The organism is Thalassobacterium sedimentorum (assembly GCF_031127905.1).
Classification (GTDB): domain Bacteria; phylum Verrucomicrobiota; class Verrucomicrobiia; order Opitutales; family Coraliomargaritaceae; genus Thalassobacterium; species Thalassobacterium sedimentorum.
In genome coordinates this window covers 125,141-148,320 of sequence record NZ_JARXIC010000005.1, presented here as the reverse complement: position 1 = coordinate 148,320, position 23,180 = coordinate 125,141, and the positions used below count along the sequence as shown (strand labels likewise).

At 47.0% G+C, this 23,180-nt stretch carries 17 protein-coding genes; 10 read left to right on the top strand and 7 right to left on the bottom strand.

Annotation, left to right across the window (positions count from 1 at the left end; all coding sequences use genetic code 11):
- Nucleotides 1-8: 8 nt before the first annotated feature.
- The 7 genes from QEH59_RS04655 to gspG all read right to left on the bottom strand — a co-directional run bounded on the left by QEH59_RS04655 (nucleotide 9) and on the right by gspG (nucleotide 5,302).
- Nucleotides 9-557, bottom strand: coding sequence for a hypothetical protein (locus QEH59_RS04655; protein ID WP_308984187.1), 549 nt, complete (start codon nucleotides 555-557; stop codon nucleotides 9-11).
- Nucleotides 554-1,870 (bottom strand): hypothetical protein, encoded by a 1,317-nt coding sequence (locus tag QEH59_RS04650; RefSeq protein WP_308984186.1) that lies wholly within the window; start codon nucleotides 1,868-1,870, stop codon nucleotides 554-556. The genes QEH59_RS04655 and QEH59_RS04650 overlap by 4 nt, the downstream gene beginning before the upstream one ends.
- Nucleotides 1,870-3,138: a type II secretion system minor pseudopilin gene (locus tag QEH59_RS04645; RefSeq protein ID WP_308984185.1), complete on the bottom strand. Its 1,269-nt coding sequence runs from the start codon at nucleotides 3,136-3,138 to the stop codon at nucleotides 1,870-1,872. Before QEH59_RS04645 ends, QEH59_RS04650 begins: the two co-directional genes overlap by 1 nt.
- Complete coding sequence (locus tag QEH59_RS04640; RefSeq protein ID WP_308984184.1) at nucleotides 3,122-3,688, bottom strand: hypothetical protein; 567 nt, start codon at nucleotides 3,686-3,688, stop codon at nucleotides 3,122-3,124. Before QEH59_RS04640 ends, QEH59_RS04645 begins: the two co-directional genes overlap by 17 nt.
- Before the next feature lie 80 nt (nucleotides 3,689-3,768).
- The gene (locus QEH59_RS04635; RefSeq protein ID WP_308984183.1) at nucleotides 3,769-4,296 is read right to left on the bottom strand and encodes a hypothetical protein; all 528 of its coding nucleotides are present in this window, start codon (nucleotides 4,294-4,296) and stop codon (nucleotides 3,769-3,771) included.
- Nucleotides 4,286-4,795, bottom strand: a complete 510-nt coding sequence (locus QEH59_RS04630) for a pilus assembly FimT family protein (protein ID WP_308984182.1) — start codon at nucleotides 4,793-4,795, stop codon at nucleotides 4,286-4,288. The genes QEH59_RS04635 and QEH59_RS04630 overlap by 11 nt, the downstream gene beginning before the upstream one ends.
- A gap of 51 nt (nucleotides 4,796-4,846) precedes the next feature.
- Entirely contained in the window at nucleotides 4,847-5,302 is a 456-nt protein-coding gene (gene gspG, locus QEH59_RS04625; RefSeq protein WP_308984181.1) for a type II secretion system major pseudopilin GspG, read from the bottom strand.
- Between the two features lie 569 nt (nucleotides 5,303-5,871).
- Between gspG and QEH59_RS04620 the strand changes: the two genes are divergently transcribed.
- The 10 genes from QEH59_RS04620 (at nucleotide 5,872) to QEH59_RS04575 (ending at nucleotide 23,152) form a co-directional block, all read left to right on the top strand.
- Nucleotides 5,872-7,965 (top strand): alpha-L-rhamnosidase-related protein, encoded by a 2,094-nt coding sequence (locus QEH59_RS04620; RefSeq protein WP_308984180.1) that lies wholly within the window; start codon nucleotides 5,872-5,874, stop codon nucleotides 7,963-7,965.
- Complete coding sequence (locus QEH59_RS04615) at nucleotides 7,962-8,609, top strand: hypothetical protein (protein ID WP_308984179.1); 648 nt, start codon at nucleotides 7,962-7,964, stop codon at nucleotides 8,607-8,609. Before QEH59_RS04620 ends, QEH59_RS04615 begins: the two co-directional genes overlap by 4 nt.
- A gap of 99 nt (nucleotides 8,610-8,708) precedes the next feature.
- Nucleotides 8,709-11,000, top strand: a complete 2,292-nt coding sequence (locus tag QEH59_RS04610; RefSeq protein ID WP_308984178.1) for a family 78 glycoside hydrolase catalytic domain — start codon at nucleotides 8,709-8,711, stop codon at nucleotides 10,998-11,000.
- A 33-nt stretch (nucleotides 11,001-11,033) separates the two neighbouring features.
- Nucleotides 11,034-12,272, top strand: coding sequence for a trehalase family glycosidase (locus QEH59_RS04605; RefSeq protein WP_308984177.1), 1,239 nt, complete (start codon nucleotides 11,034-11,036; stop codon nucleotides 12,270-12,272).
- A gap of 16 nt (nucleotides 12,273-12,288) precedes the next feature.
- Nucleotides 12,289-14,130 carry a sulfatase family protein gene (locus QEH59_RS04600; RefSeq protein ID WP_308984176.1) on the top strand — a complete coding sequence of 614 codons (1,842 nt, stop codon included), beginning with the start codon at nucleotides 12,289-12,291 and terminating at the stop codon, nucleotides 14,128-14,130.
- A 108-nt stretch (nucleotides 14,131-14,238) separates the two neighbouring features.
- Nucleotides 14,239-15,606 carry an MFS transporter gene (locus tag QEH59_RS04595; RefSeq protein WP_308984175.1) on the top strand — a complete coding sequence of 456 codons (1,368 nt, stop codon included), beginning with the start codon at nucleotides 14,239-14,241 and terminating at the stop codon, nucleotides 15,604-15,606.
- Between the two features lie 139 nt (nucleotides 15,607-15,745).
- Nucleotides 15,746-17,155: a sulfatase gene (locus QEH59_RS04590; RefSeq protein WP_308984174.1), complete on the top strand. Its 1,410-nt coding sequence runs from the start codon at nucleotides 15,746-15,748 to the stop codon at nucleotides 17,153-17,155.
- A 53-nt stretch (nucleotides 17,156-17,208) separates the two neighbouring features.
- A complete protein-coding gene (locus QEH59_RS04585) occupies nucleotides 17,209-18,603 on the top strand; it encodes an arylsulfatase B (RefSeq protein ID WP_308984173.1) in 1,395 nt (464 codons plus the stop codon).
- 518 nt (nucleotides 18,604-19,121) lie between these two features.
- On the top strand, nucleotides 19,122-22,364 hold the full coding sequence (locus tag QEH59_RS04580) for a helix-hairpin-helix domain-containing protein (protein ID WP_308984172.1): 3,243 nt from the start codon (nucleotides 19,122-19,124) through the stop codon (nucleotides 22,362-22,364).
- Nucleotides 22,361-23,152 (top strand): hypothetical protein, encoded by a 792-nt coding sequence (locus QEH59_RS04575; RefSeq protein ID WP_308984171.1) that lies wholly within the window; start codon nucleotides 22,361-22,363, stop codon nucleotides 23,150-23,152. Before QEH59_RS04580 ends, QEH59_RS04575 begins: the two co-directional genes overlap by 4 nt.
- Nucleotides 23,153-23,180 lie beyond the last annotated feature (28 nt).

The following is a 23,180-nucleotide window of genomic DNA, read 5'->3' as shown; positions in this document are numbered from 1 at the left end:
AAATGAAATTAAAGTGTTTTAAGTTTTTGGGCGTCCGTCGAGTGGATGCTGAGTGAGGTGAGATTGAGTCGTGCGTTCAATAGCCGAGGATCTGATCGATTCGCTACTAGTGCAATGGTTTCGACCGCAATGTATGGGCGCTTGCTGTCGAGTTCGATTTGAAGTTTAATCAAATCTTCCAGCGAAATATTACTGAGGCTGACGCGCATCGATGCTTTGGAGTATAACTTGCCAGACTTTACGGCGGGAGGCGTCATTTCGTATTTCAGTTTGTTTTTCCGTGCATAGCTATCGATGAAAGTGCTGAGCTCGGTGCCACCAAGCATTTGCTTCGTGTCGAAACGACTCATATTCTGGTCAAACTGAGCTTGAAACAGTGGGGCATTTTCTAGCCAGACTTTCTGCTGGCGGATTTGCTTATTGGCATCTTGTAGTGTTTGCTTACTCAGGTCCCAACGCGAGGCAAGGGAACTCAGCCATATGAGTAAGCAAACAAAGATAACCGCGGCCAGCATTGTTCGCTCGCGGCTGGAAATATTTTGAAGAATACGGATCATGATTGTGGTCCTTCCGGGGGCGTCATTGTAGAATCAGCTGGTGGTGCAGCGGTTGCTTGGTCTGCCTCCTCTGATTCTGCAGCTATAGGAGCTGGGACGAGTGAGGGTTCGGCATGGAGGTCACCAGTTTCCATTCTAAGGCTAAAAGTGACGCCTTCGTTATTAGTATTTAGATTTACAATTGTTACGGATTTTAGCCTTGGGTCTGCTTCTAGGGCATCGACATATGAATTAAGCGCTTTGACTTCGCTAGCTTCGCCGTTGGCGGTCAGAGTGCCTTCCTTATCCAATGCGTAGCTGCTGATAGATAGAGTGACTGGACGTGCCTCGTTGATTGCCATGAGCCAACGGAAGGGTGAAAACTCCTGTTGAAAGATGCTTTTTAGAGACTTTGTCATCGTTTCAATTTCTTTCAGTTGATCCACCAATGGTTCCTGTGTAGTCGCCAATTCTGTCAATTCCTGAGCTTTAGTTTGCTGCTTTATTTGTAAGTATTCGAAGATACCCAGCACCATGGCTGTGAGCACGAACAATGCAATGACGATACCAATTCGCTTGCCTGATTGCTTGCGTAATCGCCTGTTTGATAGGCTTTCTTTAGTTCGTAAATCTGCCGCAATTAATCGCGTTGGTTGTGAGAGCGTTGTTTGTTTCCATGGTGCCCAGGTGCCGTTCACTGAGTTACTTTGAGATAATTTGAATTGGATGCCCTTTCTTTGGTTTTGGGTGGCGCTTTCTATGCGAATATAGCCGTCGATGATTGTATCTTCTGCTGTGTTTACATAGTCTGAGAGCAGCTTGCTGCGTAGCGCATCCGCAGTAATAGAGACTTCGGCTTGATCATGCGGGTGGAATTGTGAATGTACTTGATCGGGAGTGGTGCTTCCTGCTGCGAAGTGAATCAGGCTGAGGCATTCGGGTTCCCACAGGCACAACCAAGTGTCTCGTTTGAATTGCAGGCCAGTCGTGGCAACTAAGCTTGGAATTACGGAATTTGGATTTGAATCGTTGGCTTCTGCGGTGGAGTTGAATACTAGATCACGGGGGGCTGCGTAGTAAAGGAAGTGACTTTCTTTTCGTGATTTATTGTCCAGTATGAAGCCCCAGGAGGTTTGCTCGATGGGCAGGGGGGCGTGTTCTTCTACCAAGCCTTGTACCATGGCCGACATATCTCGTGCACGAATACCTACTGGAACCGGGCAGATTGCTGTAAAAAACAGAGCCGAGGGAATCAATCGAGGGCCGGGGTGACTTTCTGGTGTTTGAGTGGACATGGAATCCGGGTTGGGAGTGAGTGAAGTCGAGGAGGACATTAGGAAAGAGGCTGGTTTTCGATAATGCGTACGATCTTGAAGGGATAGACGCCACCGGGATGTTGTGTGGATAGATCGAGGATACTATTTAGGTAGTAGATTGCTTGGCCATTGCTCACCGCAATTTCAGCACGAATGTAGCGAATCGCTCGATTGTAATTTAAAGGTTCTCCATTTACGTCCTTGGGAAGATCAGTTTCTTCAAGTCCGGGGCGTAGGATGGCATCATCCTGAGTTCCAAATGCCATATCAGATCCTGCCAGGAAATTTAAAAGAGAGTCGGCATCAAAGTTTTTTTCTTCGGCGAGTGTGTTGATGACTAATTCGCTGGCTGTGTTCAGATTGACTTCATCATTATGATAGAGGGAGACGTTGTTCTTGAATAAGATAAATGCATTGTTGGGCTGTCCGTTTTCATCAAAAAAGCTGGTTTTAAATGTTTGTAGGTAGCGTAGTTCTTGGAAGTCGCGTAATACGCGATTGGGAGCTTGGTAAGGTGGTTCCAGCTGGCTGTAGGTCAGGGTTTCGGCTCCGTTTTCCCTTTCTTCATTATCTGCATCGATCCAGTCTAGCAGGGAATCGCAGAGGGCCTTACTTTCGGATTCTTCGAATCCCATTTCCTGAAAAAACAGTATCCACCGTTCGGGCGATGTGGCTTTGATGGATAACTTGCCAGATTCATCGTAGAGGCGGACGCGTGCTTGAATGCCCTCTGGTAGGCTGAGGGAGGCTAAATCACTGAAAGATACTTGTGACTGAGAGGGCGCGACCTGAGCAATTGCACGCGTGTAGCCATTCGTTGGCAGTGTACTATCAGCGACATCAGTGAGTAGGTCGTCCAGCAGTGATTCGCCGCTTGTCGGGGGAGTCTGCAGTTCATCCTCTGTGGGACTAGTCACATCATCGTCGGTGACGTTTGAATCGTCTATAGCCCTGGTCTCAGTCTGTGGACTTAATGCTGTTAAGAGGTTTTCGCTGTCTTCTATACCTGCATAGATCAGTGGAAATGCCCATCCCTGGCTTGGGGAGTAGAGTTCACCCTCAAACTGTTTTGTTTCTGCTAAGACGGCAATGCTGACTTCGAGTAGTTGATAGGCAGTCTGGCGAAGTTGGTTTTCTGTTAAGGGGGAATTTTTTATCGCGAGTTCCTGCCTTACATGTTGCAGCACTTCGATCGCCAGCCACGCCATGACCATCGTAATGCCAAGCACGATGACAAGTACGACTCCTGATTTTCGTCGGTCTGGTTGTTTAGTAAGTAAGGGCACGTCGGTTTTCGTTGTGGAAGTCGATGTAGCGACGAAGGCTTTGTCCTTCGCGTTCGAAGATTAGTTGTACGCGGGTGGGGCGGCGTGTCCCGTGTTGCCTGCTGTCGGAACTAGCGAGTTCGAATTCCCAGGATTTTTGTTCATTATCATAGTAACCGTATTCGATGTCTCCGGCCCATGGTGAAAGGAGTGTGTACTGATACTCTGGCTTGTTATTGGTGAATTTCGGGTCGGGATACCAAACCAACCAAAACTGGTTTTCTTCTTTTTGAAATTCGAGGTAGGCTTTGATTGGAGGTAATGGTGCCAGATCGCTGACAAAGAGAGCAATGTCGTGGTCAAGTGTGAACTCTAGAGTCGGTTGTTTGGAAATTGGGGATTCTTTCCAATTATAATGGCGTCCGGGAGGAGCGTTTGGGTCGGATGAAATACTAGCGAAGTAATCCAACATCTCTACAATGCCGTCGGCATGGCGTTCGAATTGGGGGCCAGTCTCTAAATTGAAATAGGTACGGCTGAAGGAGTAGAGCATGGTGGATCCTGCTATCATGAGCAGTCCGAGCATTGAAACTGTTAACAATACCTCTAGGAAACTGAGCCCTTGTTGGGTGTTTTGCTTGTGGTTGGGCATCAGATGTTTTCCCCTTCCTCAGATTCGCCGCGAGCACTTTGGCGTTCTCTAAATTCCTCTTCTTTGGCTTCCAGCAGTTGCTCCATTTCTTCGGGGTCGGCCCATGTTGTGCGGAAGGCAATGATTTGGCTATCAATTTTCCGAGCTTCATTTTCGCCTCCATCAAAATTAACCGAAAAGTCGACCTGATAGAGGTTGATAATGCGAGTAGAGTGGATCTCCGCCTCCCAGCGAGCGTTGATAGTATTGGTTTCCTGTGTTTCGCCTTCGCGAGGGGTGTTGGTGGTGACCTGAATTTCTAATTCTCCGCCTTCTTCGATTTGGGCACGTGATGTAGACAGCAGAATTTCATCTCTGACACGTTTCATTGGGTAAGCGTAGGCATCGCCGCGGTGATTCTGTTCAAAGGCTCGGAGTGAGTCAGAAATAGCTCGTCCCAACAGCGATGCGGTGAGTCCTAGTAGCAAAACCCCCACAACGACTTCTGCTAAGGTGAAGCCAGCAGATCGGTTGGACTTAAAGCGCATCGGTTTGTCTCCAATAGATTGAGGAAAAGGGGTCAAAACGTAATTCGATCAGTTCACTGGCGAGTTTTAGTTCGACAATAAACGGGGCCGAAGGCCCGTAAGGTTGGAAACGTAAGGCATTCACCGCATATTCTTCATGCTCAAAAGATGCTTCATCTTCAAATTGAGTTTCGGGGAGTATGCGAAAAAAATGGACGCTGGCATCGCTGCCTTGCGGGAAATTATAGCTGTCGAATTGCTTGCCAGTGTCATTAGTGAGCAGGATACGCTCGGCTTCCTTATCGTAACTTAAAAAAATTGTTTCACGATGGGTGCGTGCCAGGCGATGTGCATCAGCTACTGCCAGGCGAATTTGACTTTCGGCAGGGCGCTTATCGAGCGCCCCGTCGAAAGAAAAATAATTTGCGACCACTAGGCCCAGTATCGCTGCAAGTAGCAATACAGTCATCAAAACTTCCGCTACGGTGAAGCCTTGTTTGCCTGTGTGGGAGTTCGGCATAGCATTCTTTAGGCGAGAATTCGATGCTGGTCCGAGCGCTGAGAGCCCGAATTAAAGGTCATCCTCGTCTTTGACTTTGGACCAGTTGCCTATGTCGTCACCGCTCTCTACGCCATCCGGACCCCAGGACCAAATGTCGTACGAATCGGTGTTGTGTGTGCCGGGGAAGGCATACTGGTAAGGTTTGCCCCAGGGGTCGTTCGAAAGTTTCTTAACATAAGGGCCTTGCCAGTTGACCGCTTCATCGGATGGCTTTTTCATGAGCACTGCCAGACCTTGCTCCGTGGATGGGTAGTTGCCCATGTGGATTCTGTAGGTCATGAGCGGAGTTTCTAGTGTTTCTTCGACAAAAATGCGAGCGATTTCCTTGTTCCCGCCACCGAGGATTTTATCCAGGTTGGAAATGAGCAATGCTGCAATCGCCGCGAGTAGAGCGATTGCGATGAGTACCTCAAGTAGCGTGAAGGCTGCTTTTTTTGAGTTTGGGTTGGGTTGTTTTTGGATCATTTGTGTCCTGTTTCTGTTTTAGTTGATTATAAATACAAGAAAAACTTGTTTTCTATTTGAAGTCGGGGGTGAGGCGAGGCTTATTATCGTTGGGTTGGGGGGCAAATTTCAAGTGCGATTTTTACTTATATTGGGGGGTGTTGAAAGCAGCAATTGTAATTGTAGATTCTTTACGTAATTAAGTGTCTGTTGGGTTCTCTGTTTGTTCCGTATTTTTTTATTTTTTATGTATTTTTTGAGCGCGTGGGGATTGGCTTAGTTTGAGTTCTGTAGAAATTTACTTTCGATATGGATGCTCTGTGAGTTATTCGTGGGCTATTTTTCGTTTGTTATTAAGCCCTTTTTTTTTAGGTGCTTGCAGTGTGGTGTATGATTTCTCTTTGAGCGCGACTTGTAGCTGATTGGAAGTTCTGGGGAGGAGGTGGGAGGTGTGCGTGTGTTGCGTAGCGGGGGGTGTGTTGTGCTTAATATAAAATTTTATGTTAAATAATGCTTGAATGTAATCAAAATTTACAGATCTTCGAGTTGTGCTGCGTCTATCTATAATAATAGTTTATCTTTGTTCGGCCGTGATTGCTTTGACTGCATTTGCGGGGGGGCGTTATGTGGGCGGTCCGGCTGGAGCTCTCGAGTCGGTTTACTACATTTGGGATGTTGGCAGTGGGCGTTGGGTGTTGGGGCCACGTGGGCAAGGGGATGTTCGTGCGCCAATTGATATAGCACTGGACGTGGATACCTCCGTGATGGCTAAATGGCGAGCAATTGGTTTATCTGGTAAGCAGCATGCGGAGGGAGCTACCAAGCCCGTTGTCGCTTTGGATTCACGGACCGGGCAGCCTTTGTCCGGGGGGGCGGTTGACTGGAGTGGTGTGGGCGCGAGCTATGTGGGCGCGGTCAATGAGTTGCTTTTCGATGGACTGGTTTCTGTGGATTGGCTGGTCTTAAAGGGGCAGTCGGGGCAGCCCTTCCCGAAACATTTACGGGTATTGACGACCGTAGGAGAGCGTGGCCCATGGTATTCTGTGCCAAGCGCGGTATTTTCTTTTTTGCCTGATCCGCAGGGGAATGAGTTGTGGATACCATTAAATCATTTAATTGCTAGTGGGATAAAGATTGTAGTCCCGGAGGAGCAGGGGGAGGTGGCGTGGAGTATCGGAACCGCTCAAATTTATGGCGAAACCAAGATGGCTTGGTCGATTGAAGGAGAGGATCCCCGCATGAGCGCGACTTGGTGGAACATGTGGTTGACTTTTGGGGTGGCTAAGAATCAGGTACATCAGCGTTTTGACACGTGGTGGGAGACGAATCGTCCCGTCGATGGTGGAATGGTTTGTATTGGCAGTAACGAGTGGCTCTATTGGGGGGCTAAAAAACTGAGTTGGTTAGGGGAGAATGCGGAAGCCCGTCGCTTGGAAGACTTTATTGCTGGCAATCCGGTAGATGATGATGGCTTGGTATGGGCTGCGCCAAATTCGCCGAAGCATTTAGGGCATTCAGTCCACTATGTAAATAATGCGATTTATCCTATGGCTGTGGCGCATCATTATTTGATGCAGCGAGATCTGCGCTTTTTGAATAAGCAGGACCCTAAGACAGGAGAGAGCATTCTTTCTAAGGCCAGACGCGCCATGCAGTATTCGTTACTGCAATTGAAGGGCGGCGAAGGTTTAGTGGTATTTGAAGATCGAGAGACGGATGGAGCTCCAGGTAGTCACGGCAGTAATTATTGGGATTTTTGGTTGTTTGGTCATCAGTCGGCTTATGCGAATGCCTTGTTCTATGAATCACTTGAAAAGTTTGCTGAACTCGAGGCTTCGTTAGGTGAGGAGGAGGCTGCGCAGCGGTATCGGACGTTGCGTATGCAGGTCAAAGAGCGTTTTAATTCTACTTTTTGGAATGAGAAGACTGGGCGTTATGTGGGCTGGATCGATGTGAACGGAAAGGTGCATGATTATGGTTTCACATTTGTGAATCAAATGGTTCTGGCCTTAGGTTTGGCCGATGAATATAAGGCCAGACGGGTTTTGGCATGGTTGGATGGGCATCGTCGTGTTGAAGGGGATGATTCTAAGGGCGCGGATATCTATGTATTTGGTTTCGCTGCGCGTGCGAATACCATAGATGCGCAGTGGGCAAAAGATGCGATTAATACTTGGAATGGGGCACTCAGTGTCGACCCCGGGGGGAATGCAGCATTCGGTGGACAGGTTCAAAACGGAGGGGCCATTTTTTATACGTCCTATTATGATTTACATGCACGTAAATATTATGCGACTCCGCAAAATGTTGCGCAACGCTGGAGGGGAATTGTGCGGGAATTCTACCTAGATCAGCTGAACCGTGATCCTGCCAATAATATGGGGAATTCTGATATATTTGGAATTGTGCGTGAATTCCCTGAGTCTGGTTTAGTTCCCTACTATTTTATCGATGGAATATTAGGGATGACTCCAGTGGCTGATGGACTCTTATTTGAGCCAGAGCTTATGCCTGAACAAGATCATGTTTCTGTCGATAGGCTGTATTTTAACGGACAGAAATATAGTGTTTCCGTTCGACGTGATATCACTGTGCCTAGTTTGCAAGCGGGGCAGATTATGCTGCCAGCAATGGGTCGTTGGTTACTCTCGCTGAATGGGAAAGTGATGGAGGAAAAGATATGATTTATAGATATTTGTGTCACTTGTATCGTTTATTATCTTTTTGCTCTCTTTTTACAGCGCTGATTAGCCTGTCTGGTGAGACAGAAGAGATGGAGCCGCGGCGGCTTGTGTATTATGAGAATTTTGCTCCATATCGTAATGTAGAGAAGCAGATACGTATTGCCCAAGCATTTGGTAGTTGGTCAGTGGCGAATGATCGTAACGGACGCTATTTACATACAGTGGTTGATCCGACTAAAGGGTTTGAGCGAGCGTTGCTCGTCTGGGATTTAATGCCAATTCGCTTTCAAGAATTGTCGATCTTGATTAAGGCACTCGAGCCGACGGATCGCACGATTAATATGAGTTTGGCCTTGGAAGATGTGAAGGGGCGTAGCTTCGTGGTAGAATTTAGACCTGTTGGCAAGGCGGCGGACGGCTGGGTGCTTTATGTAGCATCTTTGCGTGAGGATACTAAGAGAATTTATGATAGAGGTAAGGAGATTTCACCTTTTGTGCATGGGCGAGGTGAAGCCAAAACGAGTTTTGAAGGCTTTGATTTCGATAATGTCGCTTTCAAAGCTATCTTTATGCATGCGAATGGGCTGTCTCAGCAATCTATCGAGATCGGATTTCGCGATCTTAAACTCTTTGCTGAATTATAATTGTTGAGTGTTGGATGATCGGTAAATACAGGGAGCTTTGGGGTTAAGTGCTTGGACGAATTGTTAGTTCTCTGTTTTGTTTTATGTGTTTTAGTTGATATGTTGAATTTATTTAAGATAGGAGAAGGGCTTGAGACTGATAGCTACTGGCAGTTACGTGCGCAGGTGGAGCTGGCTGAGCGAACTAGAGTGGTTCTGAGATTTACTGGTGCATCCTGGTTCGAACTCGCTCTGAATGGTGATTTTATAGAGGAGGGACCGCACCGAACGCCAGAATGTGCCATCGAGTATCAGTCAGTTGAGTTTCACTTAGAGCCTGGATTACATGTTTTTGCGGTATTATTACATTATGAAGGGGTGACCACCCGCTTAATGGAGGCAGATGTTGAGCCCTTTTTTGCTTATGCTTGCGAGTTGGCTGGTAAATCCCATGCTTTAGAATGGCGCATACAGAAATGTGAGGCATTTAGACGTACGGGCCGTCGTATTGGTTGCGTATTGGGATGGTCGGAGTGGGTCGATACACGGCTGCTTGCTAAGAACTGGAAACTCGCAGACTTTGATGATAGTGATTGGACACTCATGCTTCCGGAGGTGGATCTGCTGAAGAGCACACCGATTAACATGGCAGAGATGCAACGGCATCGTTGCCGGTGTGAAGTGATCGAACAAGGAAATTTGGCTCCTATGAGTATGTACGATCATGATCCGGCAATGAGCTTTGCTATACGTGATTTAAACCCTACGGAGATACCAGTGGGGGGGCTTTGGTGGCGATATGACCTTGGACGGGTGCAGCTTGGACATGTAGATTTCGAGCTCGATTTGCCGGCGGGTGCTTTGGTGCAAGTTGCGTACGCGGAGAGTTTGACGCAGGGACGTGTGGTTCCCTATCTGAAAAGTGGGGGAGGGACGGATTCCTGCCCTTTGGATACTTTTGTGGCTCAGGGCGGTCGACAAAAATTTCGGCCAATGAAGCCTAAAGGGGCTCGGTATATAGAACTGCATGTCCTGGCAAATGCAGCAAGCATACGAATGCATGCTTTTGATTTTGTGGAACGCTGTTATTATCCAGTAAGCAGCGAAGGTAGCTTTGAAACCAGTGATCCACTCCTAAACCGGATTTGGCAAGTGGGAGTTGATACTCTGCGAAGTTGCGCGGAGGATGTAATTACTGATAATCCCTCACGTGAACGAGGGCAATGGCTGGGGGATGTCGTTGGACCTGGCATGGATATTCTATCGGTTGCGTATTCGGATCTCAGGCCTTTGGCACGTGGTTTGCGGCAAGCTGCTCAATGTGCACGTGAGGATGGGCTGATTCCTGCGGTCTATCCTGGTACTCGTGAATATCTTCCTTCGTTTTCGATTCAATGGGTTTCAGCTCTGCCGCAGTATTATAAATTGGGCGGCGACCTCGCAATGCTGAAAGAGCTCTATCCGGCCGCTTGTAAGAACATTAATTTTTTTGAACCATATCGAGTGCGAGGCGGACTGCGACGTAATCCTGACTTGTGGAACTTTGTCGATTGGGGCTATCAAGGCTCTGCGAGTGTGTTTCTGGATAATTCACCACAGGATGTAAGTATGGATCCAGCCTTGAGTTTCTTTTATTTGAAAGCACTTAAAAGTTTGTCGTGGTGGGCAGAGCGTATAGGTCAACATGAGGATGTTGCTAGCTATGACGCTAAATATCAGACATTACTTGAGGAGCTAAAGCAAACGAGCTTATCGCAGTTCTCTCCTGATATGGGCTTCCATAGTGCTGCGCTTGCATTGGGGCAGGGGTTGTTTACGGATTCGGATTGTGAGCGCTGTGTAGAGTTCTTGCAGGAGCATATTGAATCTTGCTTTCCGAATAATCTATCTGCGCCTCGACTCTCGGATACTCGCGTTGAGTCAACTCAGTTGATTACTCCTTTTTTTATGCACTTTGTATTACCAGTGTTGGCAGAGAATGGTGCTATTGAGTTTGTGATTGAGCAGTTCCGTTCCTGCTGGGGGTGGATGCTGGATCAAGGGGTGACGACTTGGTTTGAAGTATTTGATACGCGCTGGAGCCACTGTCATCAGTGGTCGGGCTGTCCTACCTGGATTATGAGTCGCTATATCTTGGGCTTGCAGCCACGCTTCGACTTGGGGGAGCGCGTGTACCATTTTAGACCGATGGCTGGCGGTATGAGTTATGCGAAGGGGACGTATCCGACGTCTTCGGGAGCTTTAATAGATTTAAGCTGGAAACTTCAAGATGATGGAGTGTTTCAATGTTCTATTCGAACTACAGAGAATATACGTTTACAGCTTGCCGATGGTCGCGAGCTACTAGTCAACGGTGAACTGGATTTTGAGTATCATCAGGGGGCCGTGGTGTTGGATACCACAGTAGTTTAAGCATCACTCACATTTTAGGAATACTAATTAATTATGAACGAATCTTCTATTCAACAACGCGTTAAAGATTATATCAGTGCGAATTGGGATGCCACTGTAGTTGAGAAAAGTGAACTGCTTGGAGCCATACCGCTGCCTGAAAAGTATACAGTGCCCACTATGGGGCCTACGTTTCGGGCCTTTTTCTACTGGGATACCTATTTTACATGCGAGGGGCTAATCCTTGAAGGACGCTTGGATTTAGCTCTCTCGAATGCAAATAATTTTATTCACCTATGTAATACGTTAGGATATATTCCTAATTTTAATATTGAAGGGCATTTAAACCGGTCGCAACTGCCTGTTGCCGCGATGCTTTATGAGGCTGTTTATAAGCAGACTGGTGATAAGGCGTGGTTGGCTGAAGCATTCGAAGCATTGCAAATTGAGTATTCCTATTGGATGGGGATGCGTATTGGACCGGATGGACTGAACCGTCATTACACGCATGCAAGTCCAGTCGAAATTGATCAATTTTATGATGTGGTTAAAGATCGCTTAAACGATATACCTGAAGATCGTTCTGAGCGGCGGCGTTATTTAGCAGCTGCCATTGCTGAAGCAGAAAATTGGGACTTTACGCCGCGATACGACCGTCGTTGTCCTGATTTTTATGCTGTCGACCTCAACGCATTGGTTTTGAGCATGGAAGAAATCGCGGGAGACTTCGCCTCCGAACTCGGGGAGGATGCTGAAGTTTGGCGCGCACGTGCGGCACAGCGACGGATGTTGTGCGATGAGTTTCTTTGGAATGAGAGTCAAGGGCTTTACTTTGACTATGATTGGGCACGCCGAGAGCAAGGTTCTGTGGTTACTGCATCCAATTATTATGCATTGGCATGTGGGCTTCCGTCTGCAGATCAGGCCGCTGCTATATTCGAAGCGGCTGATGGTGTGCTCGAATTAGCCTGCGGTGTTTCTACTGGAGCCGATCAGGGACTATGTCCTGAGCAAATTTATCAGTGGGACTATCCTAACGCATGGCCGCCGATTCAGTTTTTAGCAATGAAGGGCGCTCTACGTTATGGTCGTCCGGACATTGCGGAAGGTATCGCACGTAAATATACCGACACCATTGAGCTGAACTTTGAAAGAAGCGGACAGCTGTGGGAGAAGTATAACGCAGTGACTGGAGGCATCGATGTCTCAGATGAGTATCCTATGCCGCCGATGATGGGATGGACCTCTGGAGTCTATTTATATGCGTGTTCGATACTCGACGCATCCTCTTGACCGTATTGCTCCTGGAATGAAAATCGCCCTAATTTTTTTATGCTTAGCGTTGCTGCATTTGGTGCATGCCAAGCGGCCGAATATAGTATTTCTACTAGCGGATGATCAGCGTTATGATACTCTGGGAGTGACTGGGAATACTGTTTTCGACACGCCAAAAATCGATGCATTGGCAGATGAAGGCGTTTTATTTGAGCAGAGTTTTGTAGTTTCTTCGGCATGTGCGCCTAATCGTGCGGCGATTTTTAGCGGGATGTACAATCGTAGCTCTGGTGTGCGTGATTTCAGTGCTGATTTTACTCCTGAGCAACGTGATCAACTCTATCCGTTTTTACTCCAAGAGGCGGGCTACTACATAGGCTTTATCGGAAAGTGGGGAGTCGCTGCCACCATTGCCTCTACTATGGAGCCGTATCGGAAACGCTTCGATTTTTGGAAGGGTTTAGTCGGGCAGGGGCATTATTATACTGCAAATCGTCAAGAGCGTCATTTGACACAAGTGATGGCAGATCAGGCTGAAACCTTTTTTGCAACTGCACCTAAGGATCGTCCTTTTTGTTTGTCGGTCAGCTTTAAGGCTCCACATGGACCGTGGAATCAATATGACCGACGTTTCGCGGGTGAGTTGGATGATGTAGTTATTCCTTATCCCGACACGTTGAATGAAGAATCAATTGCTGCCTTACCGTCGTTTATGCGTACGTTTCGTATTTCACTCAATGGAGCCAGTGTGGATCAGTTACGCGAAGTACATTCGCAGTTTGTGCGTGAATACTATCGTTTGATCATCGGACTCGATGAAGCCGTTGGAAGGATTCGTGCGTCATTAGAAGCGCAAGGCTTATCTGATAATACGGTTATTATCTATGCGAGTGATAATGGTCACTTTCTGCATGAGTGGGGTTTTCATGGTAAATGGCTGATGTATGAGCCAAGTATTCATGTGCCATTGATCGTATATGATCCCAGGTTGCCAGCTGCTGATCGAGGGAAAAGAGTGGACGCTCTGACTCAGAGTATCGATTATGCCCCTACATTTTTAGAATATGCGAATGTCGCAGTACCTGAGCACATGCAAGGCCGTAGTCTCAAGCCGCTCGTCGAAGACCGGGTGCCAAGTGACTGGCGTGAGGATGTCTTTCATGATTATATCTTTGAGATGTATCCTGGGGATATTCCGAAAAACATCGGCGTACGTACCGATAGATATAAGCTCGTGCGTTATACTGGGCCAAGGCCGCAGTATGAGCAACTTTTTGATCTCTATAAAGATCCGCTCGAACTTCAGAATTTAATTGATGATCCAGCTTACCGTGAAGTCGTGCGGGATATGCAACGTCGTTTGTCTCGTTACCGAACGGACTTGGTTGATGTGGCGCCTGATTACCAAGAGTATGTGAATAGTTATGAAGTAGTGGGTATTGGGGCCGATTTTCCGGATGCCGAAATTGATCTTTCTACAGTGCAAACAGTGGGACAAAGCTTTATTGCAGTAACAGATCGCTTGCGTCATGTTGAGTGGCGCTGGCCATTCTTTATCGCTCATTATCCCGAGCGTGGCGTGGTGGTTCGATTGCGCAAGCAGGGGCCTCGGGGGGATTTATTGGCTGAAGTCACGATTCCTCCTAATGAGATTTACAATTTGAATCTAAGCCGTGCTCATTTCGAAGTAGCTGGATTGACGCCCGGAGAAATTCTTTACATAGAATTTGAGGCACTTGGTATTCTACCAGCCCGTCGTGCGGGACTATGGCGTTATTCTGAAGATGTTTTTAAGCCGGGGCATTTATATAAAAATGGAGAAGCTGCTCGCGGGGATTTGCCGCTTTCTTTTGTCTTTCATCAAGCTAAGCCCTGATTCATTTCAACTAGGTGGACCTGCTCTATCCCAATATAATTTTAAAACGTGAATAATTCGCCAGCCCCAAAAGAACAACAGTCATCGGATCACCGCGATCGAGTGTCAATGAAGCAGAAACTAGGTTATGCCAGTGGTGCTTTAGCGGACAATCTGATTATGAATGGATTTAGTGCTCTAGTGCTTCCAGTTTATAATATCGGCTTATTTGTAAATCCTGTTTTACTTGGGTGGGCTATGGCTATTCCACGATTTTTTGATGCCATTACAGATCCGATTATGGGTAACCTTTCGGATAATACGCGTACTCGTTGGGGGCGTCGTCGTCCCTATATCGTTGCGGGAATTATAGCGACGGTACTGTTGCTGCCATTATTGTGGATGGCGCCGAGTTCAGCTGATTGGACGGTTTTTTGGTGGTTAACAATATTTGGTGTGCTGTATTTCTTAGCGTACACAGTCTTTATCATCCCATACCAAGCCTTGGGATTTGAGATGACCTCTGATTATGATGAGAGAACACGTTTATTAGCTTGGCCTAACTATATTGGGCTTACTGCGTCCTTTTTTATGCCGTGGTTGCCGCGTTTTATTGAATTTGACGGTTTTGGTGGTGTTGTTTCAGGGGCGATTTGGGTCAGTGTTGCGATGGGCGTGATTATTTTGGTATCGGGGTTATTGCCCGCTATAGTCGGGCGTGAGATTGCTCGTGCTGAGGATCAGCAAAAAATTAAACTTCTGGATGCAATTAAGCTCACCCTAAAGAATCGTGCCTTCCTAATTGTCGTATCTGCGAATGTGGTGATGTTAACTGGCTTGGCAACATTCGTGAATCTGAGTCTATATGTAAATATTTTCTATATCTATGGAGGGGATCGCGATGCAGGGACCGCTTTGGCTGGTATCGCTGGATCTACCTATGCCGGGTTTTCATACTTGAGTGTGTTGTTAGGGACGACCATTGCCACCCGATTGGGGAAGAAACCTGCCTGCTTTATTTTGCTTTCATTGACTTTGCTTGGTGTCAGTAGTATGTGGTGGACATTGCGTCCTGAGTGGCCCTATTTACAATTGGCTTCAACTGCCTTGGTTGGCTTTGGACTGCAGGGATCTTGGATGATGTTTTTTATAATGATTGGCGATGTCTGTGAAGAGGACGAACGCGAAAACGGTTTACGTCGCGAGGGCATTTTTAGTGCCGTAGGCGGTTTTTCTCGTAAAATGTCAGTAGCTGTGGCATCGATCCTTGGTGGTTCAATGTTGAGTTTAATTGCTTTTGATGCTGAAGCTGCGGCAAATGGTACGCTGGATCCCAGTGTGCTGGATCGCCTTAAAACTGTTTTTGTGCTTGGGCAAGCTAGTGTGGTGATGCTAGGGATGCTTTTGTTGTATTTTTACCCCATCTCACGTGCTCGCGCTGAAGAGACGCAACGTATCCTCCAGCAACGGCGTGCAGCGCCGTCCGAGGAGCTTTAAGGCTTATTTGTTTTTTGATGAATGCCTCTGGTTGATGAAACATATGATCGGTAAAATCAAACAAGGTAGCTTCGTGAGTTTGAGGCGTCTATTGGAATGTGCCTTGCTGATGATTGGATGCCTCCCCTTGTGTAGTCACATGAGGCAGACAAATGTAGTTTTGGTGATGGTAGATGATTTGCGGCCTCTTTTATCATCGTATGGAGATCCGCATGCACAAACTCCTAATTTCGACCGACTGGCGGAACGTGGCGTCGTAATGTCAAATGCGTACTCGCAAATTTCTCTGTGTGCCCCTAGTCGTGCCTCGATATTGACGGGTTTGCGTCCAGACACCTTAGAGTGCTACGTTAATGAAGATCAATTCCGTGATGCGCGTCCCGACGCAGTTACCTTGCCAGAAGCTTTTAGTTCACAGGGCTATCGAACAATTAGTATTGGTAAGGTTTTCGATGCTAGAAACCGTGATAGTTCAGTTTGGGATGTTGAGCTGTTGCCAAGTCATAAAAAGTCGATTTATGCATTGCAACAGAATCGCGAAATCTACCAGAAAAATAGCCGCGAGTACCAAGCTACAAGAGCTGATGAACGTCAGGGGATGTGGCTGGTGGGGCCCGCATATGAAGCCGCTTCTTTGGATGCGTTACAGTATTACGATGGCCGAATTGTATCGCAGGCAATCCATCAGCTTCGCAATAATCAGAATCAGCCCTTCTTCCTCTCTGTTGGCTTTATAAAGCCGCATTTGCCCTTTACCTGCCCGCTGGAATACTGGGATTTATACGATCGTGATCAATTTGATCTCCCGTTGCCTCGTCAGCGTCCTGTTTATGCGCCTGCGCTGCCATATCATGAAGGTTTTGAGTTGCGACTCTATGATGGTATTCCGCATCAAGCGATGCTCTCGGACGAGCTCACCCGTACATTGATGCATGGTTATTACGCATGTGTATCCTTTGTGGACGCGATGTTAGGAAGGCTCATCGACGAGATTGATCGTTTGGATCTGGCCGCGAATACGATTATCGTCGTTACAGGTGATCATGGCTATCACTTGGGAGAAAAAGAATTATGGTGTAAATTTACCGCATTTCGAGAGGCTTCGCATACGCCTCTTCTAGTGATAGATCCGAATTCAGCTCGTAAAGGGGAGGTGAGTGCTGGTTTGGTGGAACTGGTTGACCTTTTTCCGACCATTTGTGAACTGGCGGGTGTTTCGATGCCAGATGATTTGGAGGGCACTTCTTTTGTGCCATTATTGAAAGAACCGGAGCGAGCATGGAAGGATGCGGTGTATTCACTCGCAGGAAGAGGGGCTGGCTGGAAAGGTGTCATTGGCCGATCGATGAGAACCGCTAATTTCAGCTATGTTGAATGGCGTCACCGACTTAGCGGCGAACTATGTTTACGAGAGCTATACGATTTGCGTGAAGATCCCGCTGAGACTATCAATTTAATCGATGATCCTCGTTATTCAGATGTTCTGTTTGAGTTAGCGAGCGCACATCGTGCTGGCTGGCTGGAGCACGTTCCGAGTGTTGATCTTTGAGCTGAAAGCATCGCGATTACTTATTTATTATTCAAATCATTGTGTATTATTTTATGAAACGATTATTCTTATTTTTGTGTTTCCTCTCTATCAGCGGACTTGATCAAGACGCATACTTGAATGCCGCGTCAAGTCGTCCAAATATAGTTTTGGTTATGGCTGATGATCTCGGATGGGGAGATATTGGCTACCATGGGGGCGAAGCTCCGACACCTAATTTGGACCGAGTCAGTGCTGCGGGTCTGCGCTTTAATCGTTTTTACGCACAACCGATTTGTACACCGACGCGCACTGCGTTAATGACTGGGCGCTACCCTTGGAGAAGCGGTATGGCTTCCGGCGTAGTGCTGAACCATCTCAGTTATGGCTTGCCGATCGATGAAGTGACGCTGGCTGACGTGCTCAAATCTGCCGGGTATAAGAACTATCTAGTGGGGAAATGGCATCTTGGGCATAGTCAACCAGCTTACCTGCCGACTGAGCGAGGCTTTGACTATCATTATGGTCTCTACACTGCGATCGATCACTTTACACATACTTGGCAGGGAGGGCATGATTGGCATCGTAATCGTCAGCCTGTATACGAGGAGGGCTATGCGACTGATTTGCTGGGCGATGATGCGGTTCGCATTATTCATGAGCATGATTATGATAGTGGGCCGATGTTCCTTTATCATGCTATGTTTGCGGTGCATCCTTGGATGCAGTCTACTGAGGACTATATGGCCCCTTTCAGTGATGAGGCAAATGAGGAGCGGAGGGGTTTACTTGGTTTGGTTTCGGCTATGGACTATCAATTCGGACGTATGATTGATGCGTTGAAAGCTGAAGGGCAGCTAGATAATACAATTGTGTTTTTTCTTTCTGATAATGGGGGGCCGGTTAATCATCAGGCATCCAATGGAAAGCTGCGTGGTACGAAGGGGACTTACTATGAGGGAGGAGTTCGTGTGCCCGCCTTTGCGTATTGGCCCGGACGTATTGCTGCTGGTGAGACGTCTGAGGCTTTGGCTTATGTGGCAGACTTGTTTGCCACTAGCGCAGCGCTTGCGGGTGCAGAGTTGCCACAGGATCGTATGATTGATGGTCTGGATTTGAGTCCTGTGTTATTTGGACAGACTGATACATCATTTCGCCGGGAGATTGTATTTATGCTCGAAGATAGTGAGCGATTGCGGAGGGGTGCGATTATACACTGGCCCTGGAAAATGCGTCGCACAGCATTGGAGGGGCAGCACTGGGTCTATGAGCTGTTTAACTTGGAAATTGATCCAAATGAAGCAGGGAATGCCCATCGTCTAGGGCAATTAAAGCCAGAGATTGTGAGCTGGTTGAGTGCCCGTCTGGATATGTTAGCGGTGGACGCCCCCAAGGCATATTGGCGCCCCGGCGATGGAAATCCACCCTCAGGTTGGCAGGCGGATGCGATTATCGGTCCGGATCAGTGATGTTTATTCGGTCGATTCGCTCAGTTTGGCATGGCAGTATCCAGCGTAGGCCTCGATTTACATTAATTTTTGCGAGTGCGACGCAAGACCTATTATCTACGGTCTGGTAGTCGTGGACGACCTTTTTTGTTTAAGTTAGTCATGTCTTTGAATCTTGGAGATGTCCTAGCTTGTGACTTAACTTAAAATGTCGATGTTTTATCTGTGCGGGATTATATTGCTTTTAGGGCCAATGTTTGCCGACAAATTTAATGGCTTAGTTAGTTTGAGGCGTTTTTATTGGACTTTAATGCCCTGTGTTGAGCATTCTGGTATGTTCTTGAGCGATTGGGGGGATTTTTTGTGAAGGCTATAGCTATAATTTGTGGTTATTTAGAGAAGTTGTGAATAAAATGTTTGCATTTAGTCTAATTGTTGACCTAGTGTTTTCGCTAATGCGCGTGGTTTCATATATTATTAATAGGTCGAATATGACTGCATCGCTTTGGCGATGGATGACGGGGTCTAGTCACTTAGGCATGTCGAAACCTAGTTGTCAGCCCACTTTGCACGAGCAACGCTGTGGGGGCTTTGCTCTAGTGATGTCTCTGCTCTTAATGAGCTTTGTTTTGATGCTGATTTTATCTATCAGCACCTTGGTGCAGGTTGAAGTTATGACCTCAGGTCAGCGTTCGGCAATGGATGATGCGAGACAGAATGCATACCTCGGTATGATGGTGGCCTTGGGGGAGCTGCAGAAGGTGGCTGGATCGGACCAGCGTGTGACTGCTTCGGCGGATCTACTTGAAGATATGGATTTGTCGGATTCTGGCGCAGTCGCCAGTGTGTTGCAACCAAACTGGACTGGTGTGTGGAATCGCGATGGAGAGCTACTCACATGGCTGGTGAGTGGGAATCAGGCGAAAATACCGGTGGATAATGATTTTTTTGATCCAAAAGAGAGCTTGAGTGCAGATCAGAGTGTTCAGCTGGTTGGCGAATTTACTAGTGGGCAAGCGGGGAATGCGGTTGAAGTTTATGCTCCTTTGGTAGATGTGTCGGATCATTCAGGAAGTTTCGCCTACTGGGTTGGGGATGAGGGTGTAAAAGCAAAGGCAAACTATCGATCTGTTAGTTTGGAGACGGAACTGCTCTCGCCTGAGAATTCTGAACTCATGGGACCTCGACGGCTTGGGGTCGGTTGGACTGAAGGGATGAGCTGGGCAAATGCTTTGTCTGTTGAAAATTTTGCCAACTTGATTGGTAATTCTTCATTACAACTTTTAGCGAATGGTGATCCCACTGCAGAATTGGCCGTGAAGGAGCGGTTTCATGATTTGACCGTGTGGAGTTTTGGAGTGCTTGCGGATGTTGCTAATGGGGGACTTAAGCAAGATCTGACTGCTGGATTGTTCGGGGCGAACGCAGCTTCGGAATTGAGTGGTTCGATGTTTGAACCCGCAATGGGAGAAACTCCAAGTTTGAGTAACCCCGGAGGGCCAGATTGGGCACAATTGCGTTCTTGGGCTACGACTAGTGGAACTAATTCTCTTCCTGTGCGTGAAACCACGAACACTCAAGCTGGTTTTTACCCTGTATTGTCACAGGCGCAACTTTACTTTATGCCTGTATATAAGGCCGATGAGGGGAATGCCGTCTACCTCTATATGATGCCTGCTGTTACTTTGTGGAATCCATACGATCAACCGCTCGAGACTACGGACTATACATTGACTTTTGCCCGTAATCTAACCCTCGGTAATGGTAGCATAACAACGCGACGTAATCCGCTGGAGATTTTGAGACTAAAGCTGCAACGAAATGAGGATGCTAGCTTGTTTGATACCACTAAAATAGCTCCAGATCGTCATAGTATAACATTGACAATTCCCAGCGTCACCTTGGCCCCGGGAGAGTCGAAGGTCTTTTCAGCGCCAGCTGGCAAGAATGAGTATGTTTGGCGTGATGTGCCGGCTGCGGGGGAGAATGAACTGGCGCCAGGGTTTAGAGCTGAGGGTGTTTTCTACTGTATTGCTGAGGATGAAAATTCCACGGGTGATGGTCAAAATCCAACGCCATCTTTGAAGGATGATGGAGATCCGTTGAACGCGGAAGTTTTTGATGATTATTATTGGACAGGAGGAAAGACTGGAGTGTTAGCTTTGTTCTTGCACCAAGGGAGTGGGGAGAACTTACAGCCGTTGCAGGATGTGCTGTTTCTTTCCCATGAAAGTAGCACTTTGTCGACTCAGCAAATGCGAGAATTTAATGAAGTGCTGACTAGTTCGGTGCGACAACAACAGGTAGTTGGTTTTAAGTTTGTTCGAGCATATACGGATAATACAACTACATCAACACTGCCGGGTAAGGTTAAATGGCTCTCGGCACTTAATCCACGTGCAGTTGTCTCGGGAAGTGCCGGGCGCACTTATGATGATGCCGCAGCACGTAATCTATCGTTCTATAACCAATTCTTTATTAATGGTTACGATCAGTCAGTTGCGAATTTCGGAGATGCCGGCTTTGCTGGTCATGACGAGAATATTAATAATGTAAGTCGCGCAGTTCTGTTTGAAGCTTCGCCTGGACGTGAAGGATTATGGTCGATTGGGCAATTGATGCACGCTCCACTTTTTCGTTGGGAACCCGATGGAATTACATGGGGGAGTCTGGACGAACGAACTTACTGGCGTGAACAATACGCTCGCTTTGATAACATGATACCTAGTTATGCGGTAGGTAATAGTAATGCGAATCCATTTGTTGTCGATTTAACATCAACTTTTTTTGAGATGCCTCGAGGCAATGCAAATTTAGAGCGTTTTGGTAAAGTTGTATATCGTTATGATTATTCCTATTTGCTGAACGAGGTGCTGTGGGATAAATATTTTCTCTCAACGTTACCCGATGAAGTGACGGCAGATACGGAAGCCGTCAATCCGCGTTTGATACGGATGTCAGGGAATTCCGAATTCAGTATTGGATTAGATGATTCCGCTGAGCATTTAATGCTCGATGGTGCATTTAATGTGAATTCAACCTCTATTCAGGCGTGGCAAGCACTCTTAACTTCGTATTACGGTTTACCTGTGACTCTCAGTGATAGTTCAGTGTCCAACAATGATGATGCAGTGCCTTTTATACGGACCAGCGAGCCCGTCGGGCTTCCGGTTACTGTGAATAATATTAACCCTACTCGTCAGAATACATATAATGGTTATCGTAACCTAAGCCTTGAGCAAATTGAAGACTTGTCGCAAGAGATTGTACGGCAGATCCGCTTGCGGGGACCTTTTACTTCCATGGCTGATTTTGTTAATCGATCTCTGAATGGGAGTGATAACGAGTCGTTGCAATTGAGAGGGGCTTTGGCCGCAGCGATCGATAATGCTGGGATTAATGCTGGTTTGCAGAAAGCATATACAGAGGCCGAATCACTAGAATTGGCCCCAGAGTGGGCGAATAGTTCAGCCGAAGCGGGATGGACGAACGAACAAGTGCCAGGGTGGTTAAGTCAGGCAGATCTCATGTCGCGCATTGGTAATACGATGAGTGCACGTTCAGACACTTTTCGCATTCGTAGTTATGGTGAAAGTGCCGGCATCGGTGATTCCATGCCTAATAGAGTTTGGTGTGAAGCCATTGTGCAACGCGTGCCTGAGTATGTGGATGCCAGTGATGTGCCAAATACTTCACTAGCAGATATCAATAATACAAACAGCGAGTTTGGGCGCCGTTTTGAAATCGTAAGTTTTCGTTGGTTGACAGAGGAGGAAATATGAGTCGATTGAATATTGGATCTGCGCCGTGTGTGTCCTCATTCTGGGCGATGCTAAGTGTCATCTATTTGCTGTATTCAGCGGTCGGGAAGGCTCAAATCTTGTCATCTACGGATTTTGAAGAAGCTCCTGTTCAGGTCTCTTTTCGTATTTATCTATGGCCTCAAAATTTTGATATTTCTGGATACATTAGTGATGGGGAAGGACGAGGTGGATACCGTTATGTTGCGCCTAAGATATCATATCAAGAGAGCATTGAAAGTGGTGCACAGTTAATTGATGTGGGTGATGGACAGATCTCTGATCTATACCATTATTCGGGACTTGGGCCCCTTGTTTTTTTTCAAAATGATGCTGAGTCAGGAGAGCGTATCCCTCTTGGAGTAGTTGCTGTAGAACAGTTATCCGGAGACGTTTTATTAATTTTCTTTCCCAATACTAGCGGTGAGGGAAGTGCTTATAATATTCTTCCAGTGGAGGCACCCACCAAGCGTATCCCCGATGGTAAGGCCATGTTCTATAACTTAACACGGCAGACCTTGGCTATGTATACGGGAAAGGATCCTCAGATTGTGGCTCCACGTGCTGTTACGCTTATGAGTTTAGGTCGTGAGGACGATAATTTAGTGCCTGTACGCATTATGGTTAAAGTCAATGATAGTGGTGAATGGCTGATCCGTCATACGGAGTATCAGACTATTAGTGACGATGAAAAACTGCTTTTTTTTGTTTTTCCACGTGATGCCGAGTCTAATCGTGTCCGTGTTCTGAGCATTAACACTGCATTATGATTAGTAATTATGACTGGCGATATTTCTC

Excerpts from the sequence above, each read along its gene's own strand:
- gspG (WP_308984181.1), bottom strand. The coding sequence starts at position 5,302 with ATGATCCAAAAACAACCCAACCCAAACTCAAAAAAAGCAGCCTTCACG.
- QEH59_RS04605 (WP_308984177.1), top strand. The coding sequence starts at position 11,034 with ATGAACGAATCTTCTATTCAACAACGCGTTAAAGATTATATCAGTGCG.
- QEH59_RS04630 (WP_308984182.1), bottom strand. The coding sequence starts at position 4,795 with ATGCCGAACTCCCACACAGGCAAACAAGGCTTCACCGTAGCGGAAGTT.
- QEH59_RS04600 (WP_308984176.1), top strand. The coding sequence starts at position 12,289 with ATGAAAATCGCCCTAATTTTTTTATGCTTAGCGTTGCTGCATTTGGTG.
- QEH59_RS04610 (WP_308984178.1), top strand. The coding sequence starts at position 8,709 with ATGTTGAATTTATTTAAGATAGGAGAAGGGCTTGAGACTGATAGCTAC.
- QEH59_RS04640 (WP_308984184.1), bottom strand. The coding sequence starts at position 3,688 with ATGATAGCAGGATCCACCATGCTCTACTCCTTCAGCCGTACCTATTTC.
- QEH59_RS04655 (WP_308984187.1), bottom strand. The coding sequence starts at position 557 with ATGATCCGTATTCTTCAAAATATTTCCAGCCGCGAGCGAACAATGCTG.
- QEH59_RS04590 (WP_308984174.1), top strand. The coding sequence starts at position 15,746 with ATGAGGCAGACAAATGTAGTTTTGGTGATGGTAGATGATTTGCGGCCT.
- QEH59_RS04580 (WP_308984172.1), top strand. The coding sequence starts at position 19,122 with ATGTCGAAACCTAGTTGTCAGCCCACTTTGCACGAGCAACGCTGTGGG.
- QEH59_RS04615 (WP_308984179.1), top strand. The coding sequence starts at position 7,962 with ATGATTTATAGATATTTGTGTCACTTGTATCGTTTATTATCTTTTTGC.
- QEH59_RS04585 (WP_308984173.1), top strand. The coding sequence starts at position 17,209 with ATGAAACGATTATTCTTATTTTTGTGTTTCCTCTCTATCAGCGGACTT.
- QEH59_RS04635 (WP_308984183.1), bottom strand. The coding sequence starts at position 4,296 with ATGCGCTTTAAGTCCAACCGATCTGCTGGCTTCACCTTAGCAGAAGTC.
- QEH59_RS04595 (WP_308984175.1), top strand. The coding sequence starts at position 14,239 with ATGAAGCAGAAACTAGGTTATGCCAGTGGTGCTTTAGCGGACAATCTG.
- QEH59_RS04650 (WP_308984186.1), bottom strand. The coding sequence starts at position 1,870 with ATGTCCTCCTCGACTTCACTCACTCCCAACCCGGATTCCATGTCCACT.
- QEH59_RS04575 (WP_308984171.1), top strand. The coding sequence starts at position 22,361 with ATGAGTCGATTGAATATTGGATCTGCGCCGTGTGTGTCCTCATTCTGG.